Raw genomic sequence first — 14,546 nt, forward strand, 5'->3', positions numbered from 1 at the left:
AGGTCGATTCTGATGGAGTTCTTCTGTATAATTATCACAGTGAAGACAAACTATTCCTGATGCTAAAGCACTCAAACGAAAGTAAATTTGTCCTTCAATTTGAGTGCAAGTTTCAACCTTGACTCCAGGCAAGTCTAATAGATAGTCTAAATGAAAGCTCATCACTACAACTGTATTGGTTGATCTATTTTACACCATAAACCCAGGAGAGCCATTTTTTCTTTTATTTTACCTAGAAAGAGCGCATTTTCGCAAGAGGTCTAATAAAAAAATCAAAACCCTAACGCAAGCGCCTTCCCCCACCCGGTTGCAAACCCGGAATCCCCCCCGGCGATGGATTTTGGGATCTAGGCCGCAATCCGGAGGGCAAACTAAGCAGCACTTTTTCATTTCCTTTCAAACCCGATCGCACTTCCGTCTTGTCATCCACCGTCACACCAGTCTTAATCGGCATAAAAGCAGGTTTACCATCTTCTCCACCCGGAACATAAACCCCCGTTTCCCTTTGTTGGCGGACAATTGCCGCAGTCGGAACTACCAAAACATTTTTGAGTTCACCGGCCTTAAACTCAACATTCACATTCATTCCCGATCGCAGCATCTGTTTATCATCATTAATAATTGCCGCCTTTACCTCAAAACTTGTCACATTTTGCTGGACGATCGACTGAGGCGAAATTTGAGTAATTTTACCTGTAAAAGTCTTTCCCGCAAAAGCATCGGCTTCAATAGATGCAGCCTGGCCGATCTTAATCTGAGAAATATTAGTTTCTGCTACGTTTGCGACTAATTGATTTTTTGAAGCCAAGGACAAAATCGAAGAAGAAGTCGCCGAAGAAACCGCACTACCTGCAGTCGTGGGAGTCACAAAAGCGCCCGGATCGGCGTACTTGCGGGTAACAGTGCCGGTGAAAGGAGCCCGCAGCACAGTGTCGTCGATCAGCGCTTGAACGCTTTGCAGGCTGCCTCTAGCGGCGAGAACTTGGGCGCGGGCTTGGGCGATGTCTTCGGGGCGGGAACCCGCTTCTAGCAGCGCCAAAGCTTGCTGTTTTTGCTCGACTGCGGCCTGCCCTGCAGCGATGTCTTCGGGGCGTGCGCCCGATCGCGCCAGGGCCAAAGCTTGCCGTTTTTGCTCCACAGCAGCCCGCCCTGCAGCGATGTCTTCCGGGCGTGAGCCCGATCTCGCCAGGGTCAAAGCTTGCCGTTTTTGCTCCACAGCAGCCCGCGCCGAAGCGATTTCTTCGGGGCGAGTACCCGCTTGCAGCAAAGCTACAGCTTGTTCGGCTTGCCTGACTTGCGTTTGAGCTCGATCGCGCGCGGTGCGGGAGTTGTTGACAACTTGCAAAGCAATGGCTCCGGCATTATAGAGTTCTTGATTTCTCTGAAAGTCTTCCTCAGCTTGGTTTTTGGCGTATTCGGCATCGCTGAGTTTGGCGATCGCTTGGGCGATGTCTTCAGGCCGATTGCCCTTAAGCAATTTTTGTAAATTTGCCTGTTGTTCAGCTAATTGTGCCTCAGCTACGGCAATATCCTGACTTCGATTGCCGTTGAGCAATTTTTGTAAATTTGCCTGTTGTTCAGCTAGTTGTGCCTCAGCGACAGCAATGTCTTGGGTTCGATTGCCGTTGAGCAATTTTTCCAGACTTGCCTGTTGTTCTGCTAACACAGCCTTAGCCACAGCAATGTCCTGGGTTCGAGTGCCGTTGACCAATTTTTCCAGGTTTGCTTCCGCGGCTGCGAGTTGTCCGCGAGTTTGGGTAAGTTGCCCTTGGAGGTTGGAGTCGTCCATGTAGGCGAGAATCTGCCCTTTTTCAACCTTATCTCCTTCCTTGACAAGCAAACTTTTGAGCATTCCTGAAGTTTTGGGGCTGACGTTAACGGAACGTTCGGGCACAATTGTGCCGTTTGCCGAAATTGTAATCGGCAGGTTCACCCTTTCGACAGCAACGGTTTTTTCCCTGCGTCTGGTTTCGCGGCTGGATTTGACTGTGAGTTGGCTGTAAGCTGTGTAGCCTACTCCTGCAAGCAGGGAAGCAGCAAGCAGCCCGCTAACCCACGGAGTCAGCTCTTTTTTAATCTGAAAGTGCTTTACTAAGTACATATAAATTAGACCGATCGGGCGTCTGTTCAATTTAGACCGCTCGGGAACAGAAAAGGTTCAATTGAAGTCTGGTTGTGTTTTTTTTGTTGTGCCGTTATGTGCAGGTATCTTCGGATAATTTTGGATAATGAGGAAATCAGCTAGGATTAATTGAGAATCTCGATCGATGAGGAACGGAAAAATGAGCATTCAATTAGAGTTGCCGCCTGAGTTAGAAAGTCAACTGTCTAATGAAGCCTTGCGGCTAAACCTACCTTTATCTGAGTACATCCTACGTGTTTTATCGCTCAGGCAAGTTCTGAGCAACCCACCTAAAACTGGAGCAGAGCTTGTTGCTTACTGGCAAAGCGAAGGAGTCATCAACTCACGACCTGATATCACCGATAGTCAAGTATATGCTCGAAACCTGCGCCATCAGGCAGAAACACGGACGCGGACATAAGAAATGCCAATGTATCTTTTAGACACAGATGTTTTAATTGATATTCAACGGGGTCATGCACCTGCAATTGCTTGGTTTTCGAGTCTTTCAGATATACCTAGTGTTCCCGGTTTTGTTGTCATGGAGCTAATCCAAGACTCTCAGAATATGCAGCAAGTTCGTAAAGCTCTTCAATTGGTTGCACCATTACCAATAATTTGGGCAACTGAAGCTGATTGTGCCTGTGCGTTGTCAGATTTCACAACTTACCATTTGTCAAACAGTCTGGGATTGCTTGATGCTTTGATTGCCGCCTGTGCTGTGGGACGAGGTTTAACGCTTTGCACATTTAACGTTAAACATTATCGAGTTGTCCCAAATCTTTTGACAGCACAGCCTTATGCACGTTAACCGCAACCTAATCATTTCAGCGCGAAGAGCTAACCGTTATGAGCAGAAACGATTTGAACATTACCTCCGGTACTAACTGGGCAGCTTTAGAGTCAAGATCGGAAGAGAATATCGACTACTCAGATATTCCACCGCTGACAGATAAATTTTTTGAACGATCGACTTTACGTATTCCAGCAGCTCTAGCCGACAACTTAGTTCAGCTCGATCCAGATATCAAGCAGTGGTTTGAGGCTCAAGGAGAACAGTATAAAACTCTAATTAACAACGTTTTACGCCAATATATAGAGAACAACAAAACTCAGCATAACCTGATTAGCACCCTGCGTTGCAACGGACGACGAGCAAAGTCTTTTTATCTGCGATCGCATCGATCGAACTTTTGAAAAGTTCGATCGCCAATTGCCTCCTTAACAAACAGCCACTACACCCAATTCTGTAATCGCCGCCTCCGGGCCCACCAAAGAAACATACGGTTCGATGAAGTATTTCTTAGCAGCAGCCCGCGCTTGTGAAGCTGTCACCTGTGCAATTTCTTCTTGAAATTGCTGGTCAAATTTAATTCCCAATCCCAAAATTTCATACCAACCTAAAACTTGGGCAATTTGCGAATTAGTTTGTTTTCCTAAAGCATATTGACCGAGCATCTTATTCTTGCAAGCTTGCAATTCTTCCTCGCTTAGTTGGATGCTGGTGAGTCGATCGACTTCTGCGCGCAATCCTTCAAAAGCAGTCGCCGTATTTTCCGGCGCCGTACCCATGTACACGACAAACTGAGCCGTGTCCAAGCGCGTCGCGTAGACTGCAGAAACGTCGTAAGCCAAGCCCCGCTTTTCCCGCAATTCCACAAACAATCGGCTCGACAAACCGTTACCCAAATAAGTATTCAGCAACTTAATCGCTGCATAATCTGGATTTTTGACAGAGGGTGCGAGGTAGCCCAGCATAATCACTGATTGCTGCGTATCTTGTGGCGTAACGACCGATTCAGGGGAAGGGTACAGAGGGGGGACGGTTAAAGTTGGCAGGGGTGTTAAAGGCGCTTTCCAGTCACCAAAAGTTCGATCGATCAGGGCGATCGCATCTTCGGTCGAGATTCTGCCGGCTACAGAAATAACTACATTATCGGGACGGAAATAGGTTTTGTGGAACTGTTCGATCTCGTTTCTGGTGAGCTTTGACATAGTAGCTTCCGTACCCAAGGGAGAGAAAGCATAGGGATGTTCCTGGTACATCGAGTGCCGCAATTGCTCGAAGGCGATCGCAAATGGCTGTTCTTGCTGCGATCGAATTGCCGATATGGCAATGCGGCGTTCGAGTTCGACTTCAGCTTCCGGGAAATTCGGCGATCGCGTCAATTGCGCCGCCAACTCCAAAATCTCCTCAAAATCCGCAGAAACCGTCTTCAAACTCACTAAAAAATAGTCTGTAGTAGAGTCGGCACTCAACCTCGCTCCCACCGATTCTACACACTCGGCAATTTCCAGCGAAGACAGCCGATCGGTTCCCTTAGTCATTACCGCCGACAGCAAGTGACACAATCCTGCTTGTTCCGGCTGCACGTAGCGACTGCCGGCCCGCAGGAATATCCTAGCTGCAATAATATCTGCTGCTGGATTTTCTGCTGCTAAGACAACAATACCGTTGTCTAAAACCGTGCGCTGGATTTCATTTTTCATTGAATTCTTTGTTAACTGTTGACTGTTGACTGTTGGCTGTTCGCTATTGGCTGTTGACTGTTCGCTGTTGATTGTTGACCACAGTAACAGATACATTTAACCCGGTAAATCTAGGAATCCACCTAAATCTACTTTGTATGACATATGCTTAATATGCTTAAAACGATGATGACTTAATGTAACCATCGCTCTTGCTATTTTAGCTGCAAGTCTTCTCTTACCTTTTTTCAATTAACCGTCAACCGTCAACCGTCAACCGTTATTAGATTGGTTTGAGTACCACGGCTGTATAGCGTCGGGGAGAGAGATATTGTTGAGCTAGGCGCTGGAGGTCTAATGGCCCAAATGCTTTAATCCTAGTGGGATAGCTGAGCGCTAATTCCGCAGTGGCGATCGTATTGTAATATCCGTAAAGACCCGCTAGCTGTCCCGGCGTTTCGAGGGAGAAAGCAAAATCGTTGCACAGCAAGCGCTTACAGCGGAGCAATTCTACCTCGGAAACTGGCTCAGACTGCAATTCCCAAAGTCGATCGCAAATCCGAGATTCCACCTGTTCGACATCCTTCGCGTCCAAGACTGCACTGATAGTAAATAAACTCGATTCCCGTTGCAACGAGAAAGTGCTGTCGATCGCCTCTACCAATTGTAATTCTTCCCGCAATTCCCTGACTAAACGCGAAGTCCGCCCGTCTGCAAGCAACACCGACAGCAAATCCAAGCCGCAAGCACTTTGCAAGTGTTCAACTCCCGGGCCGGTCCAGGCCATCATCAGCCGCGCTTGTTCCAATCGGGGGAGGCCGAGCTCCTGACGGCGAATTTCTATCAGTGGCGGTTCCGCTTCTGCGGTTAATTTGGGACAATCCCACCTGTCTGAAAACTGCTCGAATGCTTTCTCCGTAACATCTCTGGCCTGTTGTTCATCAATTCCCCCGACTACCACCACAGTCATATTTTCCGGCTGATAGTGCGATCGATGGAAACAGCGCATTTCATGGGGAGTTCGCGACATCAGCAGTTCTTCCGTGCCGAGTACCGATCGCCTGTAGGGATGCCGCTGGTAAACTGTTTCCATCATTGCTTGGAAACCCAGCCAATCGGGATTGTCTTGAGCTTGACGGATTTCTTCGAGTACCACATCTCGCTCGCGATCAAATTCCCGATCGGGAATCGAAGCGCGCAGCAGCAATTCTGCCAGCGGCTGCGCTGTTTCTGCTAAATAATCGGCCGCAGCGTTGACGAAAAAATGCGCGTAGTCGTGACTTGTAGCTGCATTGGCGACACCGCCGCGATTTTCGATTACCTGGTCAAATTCTCCAGGGGCGATCGAATCCGTCCCTTTAAATATCATGTGTTCTAGAAAATGAGCCATTCCCGACCAAGAATCCGGCTCCAGCGTAGCACCAGCCCTCACCCACACGTCTAGCGCGACCACCGGTGTGGCCGAAATCCGCTGGTGAATGACCGTTAACCCATTATTCAGCTTCCAGACATTGGCTGGGAACTCTAAAGCAGTGAGCAGTTGAGACAAGCTAGTTATTCTTAAACTTTAGTTAACTTCGGCTGCAACTATGGTAGCGCTTTACAGCTATGCGATCGGGATTAATTGATACAAAAGTCAGTTGTCAGTGGGCAGTGGGCAGTGGGCAGTTGGCAGTGGGCAGTGGGCAGTTGTCAGTTGGTAGTTGTCACTTAATAGTTGTCAGTGGTTAGTTGGCAGTTATTAAGGGTAATTTTTGCTTTTTTTAAAAACGACCTTAGCCTTAATTAACTATCATTTCTTGGTTTAAAAGTCAATAGGTTGCGCGGGATATTAATGAATCAGTCGGGAGAAAGAGGATGTTATCAGAATATATCAATAAATTAAGAGATGTAAGAACACTAAAGACATTGAGAGGAGAAACGACAGATGGTAGCTACCTTAGAAGATACTAAGCGCCAAGCGATCGCAACTAAATTAGCAGACATGAAAGCGCTGCAAAACCTGTTGATCGCCAACGAGCAATTATTCATCAATTCCTGCAACGACTCCGAACTAGCCCAGCGCTTCCGGGATATGCTAGAAGACGATCGCAAAAATTTGGGCGTATTAGAAACCACGATCGTGCAATACGGCATTCAAGCCGAGCCCAAAGAAACCAGCACAAAAATGATTGAAGAAGTTCAGAAACTCATGAAAGGTTCTGAACTCACCATGTTTGAAAAAGTAGCTCAGCACGAACTGCTCAAACACAAACAAACAATGGCCGGTATGTTAATTCACAAAGCTGCTCAAGTAGTAGGCGCAGACATTGAAGCAGCCATTACCCCGCTCAATACAGTTAACTTTGAGAACCGCGCTCACCAAGAACAACTCAAAGGAGTTCTCGAAATTTTAGGCGTCCGCGAACTGACCGGCAAAGACCCCGACCAAGGCGTTTGGGCGCGCGTGCAAGATGCAATGGCAGCAATGACCGGCATCATCGGCGGTGCAGTTACCCGCAGCAAAGATGAGATGAACATCACCGAAATCATCTCAATGGATCACCGCAAAACCGATACCCTCTTTATGGAAATCGCAAGCACCGACGATCCTCAAAAACTGCAAGAATTCTTCGGTCAACTTTACAAAGACCTCAGCGTTCACGCAGAAGCCGAAGAACAAGTTGTTTATCCCGCAGTTCGCAGCTACTACGGCAATACTCAAGAACTGTATAGCGAGCAAGCAGAAATGAAGCAGATGCTTGCCCAAATTAAGGCTCTTAACCCTAGTTCTTCTGATTTCAAAGCCCAAATTAAACAGCTCCAAACAGCGGTTAAAGATCACATTCGACAAGAAGAAAACGATATGTTCCCTCATATTCGCCGCAATCTGAGCGAAGCACAAATGGAACAAATGGCTACTCAATTCAAAGCAGCAAAAACCACCATCCAGCAAGAAATGGCTAAGATGAAATAATTCAGCAGTCGGCTAATTTTAACTCTAGCAAAACTAGAGAATAGCTAAACTGCAACCTATCAATCCCGCTACCAACCTGGCGGGATTACTGTTTTGTGTAAACTCACCAATGTTCAAAAACTAATATCAAATCTGTTAGCATCGGAATTATTCATCTATCTATTCTCTTTATCTGCGTGAATCTGCGTCAATCCATTGTCATCTGCACTTAACAAATTATCTTTTTTTTACACCAGATACAGGATAAATACAGATTAACGCAGATTAATTGTATCAACAATTCCGGTTGCACCGTCCGTGATTGTTAACCGAAAGCATCCAGGATACAAGCCCCCGGATTCATTCCTTCGCAGACTCAGGACCCAGAAATAAAAAACCTTTATCCGATGAAACTTGCCCCCCGAATTTATTTATCCGTGGGGTCAATGCTTCAATTCTAAAATCTAAAATCTAAAATCTAAAATCGATTGACCCTTCGGCGAAGGTGAGTGGGCATCGCTGTTGACTGGATTTTACGCCCGACGATGCTACCGGATTTGAAATAACTAAAAAAATGAATAAACCCACCCTAGGTAACATGGTTGTGGGGGCGGGTTTATTTAGATTGTGAGTTATAGTCAGAGATTGTGGGTGAAAGTCGTCCCCACAAAATGCGGTTATTTATATCTCAACTCGCGACAAATCTATCCGTTGATCACAGATCCTCCGTTGGGATGCAAAATTTGACCAGTCATGTAAGACGAATCTTTTGAAGCTAAAAACACGTAACTGGGGGCAACTTCATCGGGTTGACCGGCGCGTCCCAAGGTCGTATCTGCACCAAATTTCTCCACTTTTTCTTCAGGGAAAGTTGCAGGAATTAGAGGCGTCCAAATCGGACCGGGGGCGACTCCGTTGACGCGAATTCCTTTCTCAGCTAAACTTTGAGACAAAGAGCGAGTAAAGGCAACAATTGCTCCTTTTGTGGAGGAGTAATCTAGCAATTGTTGATTGCCTTTGTAAGCGGTGACAGACGTAGTGTTGATAATTGCACTTCCCTCTTTGAGGTGTTTGAGAGTGGCTTTTGTGAGGTAAAACATTGAGAAAATGTTCGTGCGGAAGGTGCGCTCTAATTGTTCGGCGGTGATGTTTTCGATGCTTTCTTGGGGATGCTGTTCGGCGGCGTTGTTGACAAGGATGTCGAGGTGTCCGAATTCTTTAACTGTTTGTTCTACAAGGTTTTGACAGACGTTTTCGTCGCCGATGTCGCCGGCGATCGCAATACAGCGCCGGCCTTGTTGTTCGATCGCCTCTTTGGTCTTTTTGGCATCATCATCTTCGTTAAGATAGCTGATGACCACGTTAGCGCCTTCTTTGGCAAAGGCCATCGCCACTGCACGCCCGATACCGCTGTCTCCGCCTGTAATTAAGGCTACTTTGTCCCGCAATTTGTCGCTACCGCGATAGCCCTCCGCGAAGGATTGAGGTTGCGGAGTCATTTGGGATTCAATACCGGGTTGCTGTTCTTGATGTTGAGCCGGATTGGTTTGTTGTTGAGTTGGCATAACATATTCCTCTAAGTTCTACCTTTATAAATAAAGGTTTTCTGGAACTAGGGAATCGCTCTTTTTGCCGATCGCGCTCTACTACTAAAGACAGTAATTAAAGAGATAAACCCGTCAGCCGAACCCATGATTGTGGCGGGCTGGTTTATATAAATTGTGAGTTTTCCTCAAAGATTGTCGGTAAAACAGGCCTCTAGGAGCATCGGGATATATTTGTTGTAGAGGCGGGTTTCACGAACAATATTTCCGGTAATTAAAGAAATTGATAAACCCGCCGCGCGAGCGTCACAACAGCAAAAAGCACGCCAAAACATCATTTGACGTGCAGTTTAAACAAGCTAGTTGCTAATTGCTGAGTCTCGAACTAGAAACCCAACCTAACATTACAACCAGGCACCATCAGCCTGCGGAGCAGGAGGAGTTAACAGTAATTCCTCGAGACCATTCTCTACTAAAAATGTTGCAATCAGGGAATTCGCCGTGTTTTGCAAATCGTTGATGTCAACAAAGCTGCTAACACCAGTCTCAGGAGCGAGCAAGCCATCGACGCTGGCGTTAACGGTAGCATCGGGTGAAATGCCGCCGTCGAGCAGAGGATCGGGGATGCTAGAAGCAGTTACCACACCCGTGCCGCCAGTCACCGGATCGAGGCTCAAATCAGTTAGCTCTGGCGCCGACACGCCGATCGCCGTTACAAAAGTATTTGGCCCGGGCACCGAGAACGTAACAGGGTTAGGCCCGGTCGGAATGGGGAACGGGTTGGGAACACCCGGAGCGTTGAAAACTTCCAATACCGAGTAGTTGCCCGGAGCTAAATTGGTGAACAGCGCAGTACCAGTCGCATCACTCCTTACCAGAGGCTCGGTAGCAGCATCGTAGCGGCCATTGTTGTTCAAATCCAAAGTGAACGGGATGCCCTCCAAAGGAGGCTCACCCTCATCTTGCAGGCCGTTGCGGTTATCGTCCCGGAATTTGGGAACTATCAAGTTAAAGAACTGGCCGTTGCCCACCAAAGCACAAGTAAACGTTTGGTTGGCGCCCAGAACGATGTCCAGTGGTTGAGTAGTTTGGAAAGAATTGGAAGGCACCACTTCCCGGACTCGGTAAATACCAGGGGTCAAATTGCCAAACTCCCAGCGACCGAACTGATCGCTGACGGTACTTGCTTCTCCCGCATCAAGGGCGTCGTTACCGTTGGTGTCGAGGAAGATTGTGACTCCTGCGATCGGCGTTTCAAAGCCGTCTCGGTAGCCGTTGCCGTTCAAGTCTTGGAATTTGCACCCAGTGATCCGGCTGTTGGGGGTGTTGCCAAAGACAACGTTCGCATCTTGATTGCTGAGGTTGAACTGCACCCGATCCGGAGTAGTAGGACTAAAACCCACCTGTGGCACTTCCCGAACCACATAATTGCCCGGTTCCAGGTTGGTGAAAGCACCGCGCCCGTTGGCATCAGTTACTAGCGACTGTTCCCCTGTGTCGAGGGCGCCGTTGTCGTTGGCATCAAGGTAGACCGTGATGCCGGGAATGCCCACTTCCTGTAGAGTGTTGGCCGGTTCGTAACGACCGTTAGCGTTCTGATCGTTGTATTTGAAGATCGTGATGTTAGGGCGCGTATTCCCGACAGCACCGCTACCTGGATTTACCAAAATCGGGGTGAAGAAGACTGCGGGTTCCGGGTTGACCGGGGGGAAGGGGGGCGGAAAGTTCGCCGCAACGATCCGCTGACCACCTGGAACTGTTGGATCGGTCACTATGAAAGGCAGCGTTCCCTGCTGACGCGATTGGGGTCCGGGGGCTGTAACTTCTACTGGGTTCTGGGTAGTGTTAATTGGCGGCTGGTTGGCTATGAATGTTTCAAAGGTTTCCAATACCGAGTAGCTGCCAGCTTTCAAATCTCTGAAGGTAGCCCTACCATCAGGGCCAGTGAACAGTTGCGGTTCGCCCGCGTCTGTCCGGCCGTTCCGGTTCAAATCGAGGATGAACGGGATGCCGGAGAGGGGAACTTCGCCTCCATCTTGTATGCCGTTGGCGTTGTCATCCCGGAATTTGAAGATCGGGATTTCGTACAGGGGAGTGTTGCCCACTTGAGCGCAGGCCCAGATTTCGCCAGGGCCGAGGTTAACGTCAAGCAGGGGGGTGCTGCCGGGGGGAGTGCTTTGGGGAAAATCTCTTTCTAACGGTTCAGTGCCCGGCCCGTTGGCGCGCTCTTCCCGAATCCGGTACAGCCCAGCCTGCAAACCGGTGAATCGGAACTCGCCGTTTCTATCGGTTAAGGTAGTGGGTTCCCCTGCATCTAACTGACCGTTGTTGTTGGCATCGATATAGATTCTGACGTTTTCCATCGGAGGTTCACTCCCGTCTCGAAAGCCGTCGTTATCTACGTCGAGGTATTTGCAGCCAATAATCTGACCCTCACCTGTAGCATTACCGAACAACACTGTGGCATTAATGCCCGCAAGGGTGACGACGACTGGGTTGGGAGTTGTCGGGCTGAAATTGGGTGGCGGGATTTCCCTGACAGTATAGGTGCCTGGAAGCAAGCCTGGAAATACGAAGTTTCCGCTGGCGTTGGTCAACGTCGAGGGTTCACCTGGCTCGACAGTGCCGTTGTTATTGGTGTCAATAAAGATTTGGACGTTGGGGAGTCCCGGTTCGCCTGGCTCTCGGATGCCGTTGCGGTTCTGGTCATTGAACTTGGTACCCTGGATACCCGCAGGAGCGTTGCCAAAAATGACGGTTGGCGGTAGCTGGACTGGGAATACTCCAGGAACAGGAAGTACCTGACTAGCTATTCTTTCTTCTGTCATGATTTTCTTTTCCTTCACACCTAAATCTACGTAAGCTACAGGCTACTGTATCACTTTGTCAATCAGCAGTTAGCTGCTGCTAGCGACTGACGATCGCTACTCAATCATACATACGTCTACGTTGCTCAAAGGTTCCTCATCTAACCTCCGGCTTACTCCAGCTTTGTCGCACGAGATTATATCAGGTTTTGAATAGCTGTGGCAATTTGAGCGCAATATCTTCAAGATTTGCGCCCTGAGTTCTTCTGCCCGTGGACACTTGCTGTTTAGAGCTGGAACAACGTTAAGATTCACTGAACCTCGGTGAATTGAGCGACCATGCCACGAGGGCGATCGCACTTGGGGAATTGTCTGATTATTCCTAAAAACAGGTATGATACTACCTCTGAATCTTGCTCCTCATATACAAGCCAGCTTTGGGCTTCCCGGAACTCTGGCTATGCGTTGGAGGTTGCCAACAATAGGGTATCACGCGATCGCCCTTTAATCTCTTCCGGATTTTTATCTGCGGTTGGGGATTCGGGGCGATCGAGTTTTGTGTCCCCCTACATAACCGAGAAATCTCTCGCGACCATCGGCCCAAACGAGTGAGCGATCGCCCCATTATTTAATTCATTTGTGTTGACAAAAGTACCAATTTGTGCATTAGGCTCCAGACCGACATTCTGTTGCCCAAAGTTAGGAATATTGCCTAAATTTGCAAAATATCCATCACTCAAAAATTTACTAATTTGATCACTATCATGACCCTGGCTCAAAAGCAAGCTATCCGCCCCAATATTGCCTGCAGGTTCGCCCACATAGTTACTGGTATCCGTCAGCGGGTCGCCCAAGGATTTAGCCGACCTACCGTCAGCCTCTCCAGTCACCAAATCAATGCTGCTGGCCGCAATCTCTGCCGAGACCACAACTACCGCAGGCGGAGTCGTTTGAATGAAACCGGGGGGCGGAACTTCGCGAACAACATAACTACCTACCGGAACGTTACGGAAACTGTAATTGCCCTGAAGGTCGCTGAAGGTACTCGCTTCACCCGGATCTAAACTGCTGTTATTGTTGAGGTCGATGTAAATTTGAGTATTGGCGATCGGGGGTTCCCCGGGATCTAGGATGCCGTTGGCGTTAAAATCGTTAAATTTCACACCGCTGATCGTGCCCGTTACCAACACGTTGCCAAAGCTGAGATTAGTGGCATTTGTGCCGTTGCCCACGGTAATCGGAGTCGGATTTGGCGTGGTTTGTTGAAAACCGGGCTGCGGGACTTCCCTCACCACATAGGTTCCTTGAGGCAAATTGATAAAAGAGAAATTACCTTCGGGGTTGGTTAAAGTCGAAGGTTCGCCCGGATCTAAACTGCCGTTGTTGTTGAAATCAAGGTAAATCGGCCAGTTGGCAACTCTCGGTTCCGTCGGTTCGTTGATACCGTTAGCGTTGAGATCGTTGAACTTGAAGCCGCTGATGCTGCCGGTAGGAAAATTGTTGCCGAAATTGACGCCGACAGCGTTGGTATTGCCGGTAATGTCGATCGGGCCTGGATTTGGCGTAGTCTGTACCCATCCCGGTTGCTGAACTTCCCTCACCAAATATCGGCCGGGAGAAACATTGGCAAAAGTGTAGTTGCCTTGCGGGTTTGTGATGGTATTGGGTTCGCCCGGATCAAAGCTGCTGTTGCCGTTGAGGTCTATGTAAATTTGCCAGTTTGTCAGAGGCGGGTCTGTCGCATCTCGGACGCTGTTGGCATTGAGGTCGTTGAACTTGACACCGCTGATGCTGCCGACAAAAAAGACATTGCCAAAATTGATGTTGTTGACAGTGGCGTTGGAAGTAACGTTAACCGGGCCGGGGTCAGGCGTGGTTTGAAGAAAACCCGGTTGCTGGACTTCTCTCACCAAATATGTATCTGCGGGAATATTGACAAAAGCGTAATTGCCTTCACCGTTTGTCAAAGTAACAGGTTCGCCGCCGTCGAGCCTGTTATTGCGGTTGAGGTCGAGGTAAATTTGCCAGTTAGCTAGCCCTTGTTCCCCGGGATCTCGGCTGCTGTTGTTGTTGATGTCGTTGAATTTTGTGCCTGCGATCGTCCCTGCGTTAAAGTTGTTGCCAAAATTGATATTGCCAGCGTTGGTGCCGCTGGTAATCGTGATGGGTGCGGGATTTGGGGTAGTTTGGCGAAAATTCGGCTGCTGGACTTCCCTAACTTGGTAAGTTCCCGGCGGCAGGTTGGCGAAGATGTAGTTGCCTTGCGCGTTTGTGACGGTGGAAGGTTCGTTAAATTCTGGCTGGCCGTTGTTGTTGAGGTCGAGGTAGATTTGCCAGTTGGGAATGGGGACTTCTCCGGGATCTGGGAGACCGTTGGCGTTGAAGTCGTTGTATTTGGTGCCGCTGATGCTGCCGACTTGGAAGTTCCCGATGTTGACGTTGCCGATGTCTATTTGGCTGGCGGTTCTGAATTCGGACATGGTGTTGCTGGGGCCCAATGAACGCGGTTCAATGTTTTCTGTAGGGCAATCTAGCAGTTTTTTTGCCAATTGCAGCTATTTGAGAGGGATAAATTATTTTTAGGAAAGGGAAGGGGAGAAAGTTGTGAGTTTTGAGTTAACTGGTTCGCAGACATAGCCAGGGAATCAGTTAATGCCTGATGCCCAATT

The 14,546-nt window shown here is 48.5% G+C and carries 10 protein-coding genes and 1 pseudogene; 4 read left to right on the top strand and 7 right to left on the bottom strand.

Annotation, left to right across the window (positions count from 1 at the left end; translation table 11 throughout):
• Window positions 1-162: pseudogene (locus QUB44_RS31220) on the bottom strand (ISL3 family transposase); the annotation flags it as partial.
• A gap of 118 nt (window positions 163-280) precedes the next feature.
• The gene (locus QUB44_RS18295; protein WP_333369736.1) at window positions 281-2,101 is read right to left on the bottom strand and encodes an efflux RND transporter periplasmic adaptor subunit; all 1,821 of its coding nucleotides are present in this window, start codon (window positions 2,099-2,101) and stop codon (window positions 281-283) included.
• Between the two features lie 181 nt (window positions 2,102-2,282).
• Here QUB44_RS18295 and QUB44_RS18300 point away from each other — a divergent pair, with 181 nt between their 5' ends.
• The 3 genes from QUB44_RS18300 to QUB44_RS18310 are packed head-to-tail and all read left to right on the top strand — an operon-like array spanning window position 2,283 to window position 3,319.
• Window positions 2,283-2,543 carry a hypothetical protein gene (locus tag QUB44_RS18300; RefSeq protein WP_333369737.1) on the top strand — a complete coding sequence of 87 codons (261 nt, stop codon included), beginning with the start codon at window positions 2,283-2,285 and terminating at the stop codon, window positions 2,541-2,543.
• Window positions 2,544-2,552: 9 nt separating this feature from the next.
• Window positions 2,553-2,933: a PIN domain-containing protein gene (locus QUB44_RS18305; RefSeq protein WP_333257349.1), complete on the top strand. Its 381-nt coding sequence runs from the start codon at window positions 2,553-2,555 to the stop codon at window positions 2,931-2,933.
• A 38-nt stretch (window positions 2,934-2,971) separates the two neighbouring features.
• Window positions 2,972-3,319, top strand: coding sequence for a BrnA antitoxin family protein (locus QUB44_RS18310; RefSeq protein WP_333369738.1), 348 nt, complete (start codon window positions 2,972-2,974; stop codon window positions 3,317-3,319).
• A gap of 24 nt (window positions 3,320-3,343) precedes the next feature.
• Here the strand turns inward: QUB44_RS18310 and QUB44_RS18315 are convergent, their stop codons facing one another.
• The gene (locus QUB44_RS18315; RefSeq protein WP_333369773.1) at window positions 3,344-4,612 is read right to left on the bottom strand and encodes a pitrilysin family protein; all 1,269 of its coding nucleotides are present in this window, start codon (window positions 4,610-4,612) and stop codon (window positions 3,344-3,346) included.
• A 262-nt stretch (window positions 4,613-4,874) separates the two neighbouring features.
• Window positions 4,875-6,140 carry a pitrilysin family protein gene (locus tag QUB44_RS18320; RefSeq protein ID WP_333369739.1) on the bottom strand — a complete coding sequence of 422 codons (1,266 nt, stop codon included), beginning with the start codon at window positions 6,138-6,140 and terminating at the stop codon, window positions 4,875-4,877.
• A gap of 378 nt (window positions 6,141-6,518) precedes the next feature.
• On the opposite strand from QUB44_RS18320, the gene QUB44_RS18325 reads away from it, so the two are divergent.
• The gene (locus QUB44_RS18325; protein ID WP_333168489.1) at window positions 6,519-7,547 is read left to right on the top strand and encodes a hemerythrin domain-containing protein; all 1,029 of its coding nucleotides are present in this window, start codon (window positions 6,519-6,521) and stop codon (window positions 7,545-7,547) included.
• 683 nt (window positions 7,548-8,230) lie between these two features.
• On the opposite strand, the gene QUB44_RS18330 is transcribed toward QUB44_RS18325, so the two are convergent.
• The 3 genes from QUB44_RS18330 to QUB44_RS18340 all read right to left on the bottom strand — a co-directional run bounded on the left by QUB44_RS18330 (window position 8,231) and on the right by QUB44_RS18340 (window position 14,357).
• Window positions 8,231-9,091, bottom strand: a complete 861-nt coding sequence (locus QUB44_RS18330; RefSeq protein ID WP_333369740.1) for an SDR family oxidoreductase — start codon at window positions 9,089-9,091, stop codon at window positions 8,231-8,233.
• A gap of 383 nt (window positions 9,092-9,474) precedes the next feature.
• Window positions 9,475-11,898 carry an SdrD B-like domain-containing protein gene (locus tag QUB44_RS18335; protein ID WP_333369741.1) on the bottom strand — a complete coding sequence of 808 codons (2,424 nt, stop codon included), beginning with the start codon at window positions 11,896-11,898 and terminating at the stop codon, window positions 9,475-9,477.
• A gap of 545 nt (window positions 11,899-12,443) precedes the next feature.
• Window positions 12,444-14,357: an SdrD B-like domain-containing protein gene (locus QUB44_RS18340; RefSeq protein ID WP_333369742.1), complete on the bottom strand. Its 1,914-nt coding sequence runs from the start codon at window positions 14,355-14,357 to the stop codon at window positions 12,444-12,446.
• Window positions 14,358-14,546: the final 189 nt, after the last annotated feature.

Origin of the sequence: Microcoleus sp. AT3-D2, assembly GCF_036705715.1 — a bacterium.
Lineage (GTDB): Bacteria > Cyanobacteriota > Cyanobacteriia > Cyanobacteriales > Microcoleaceae > Microcoleus.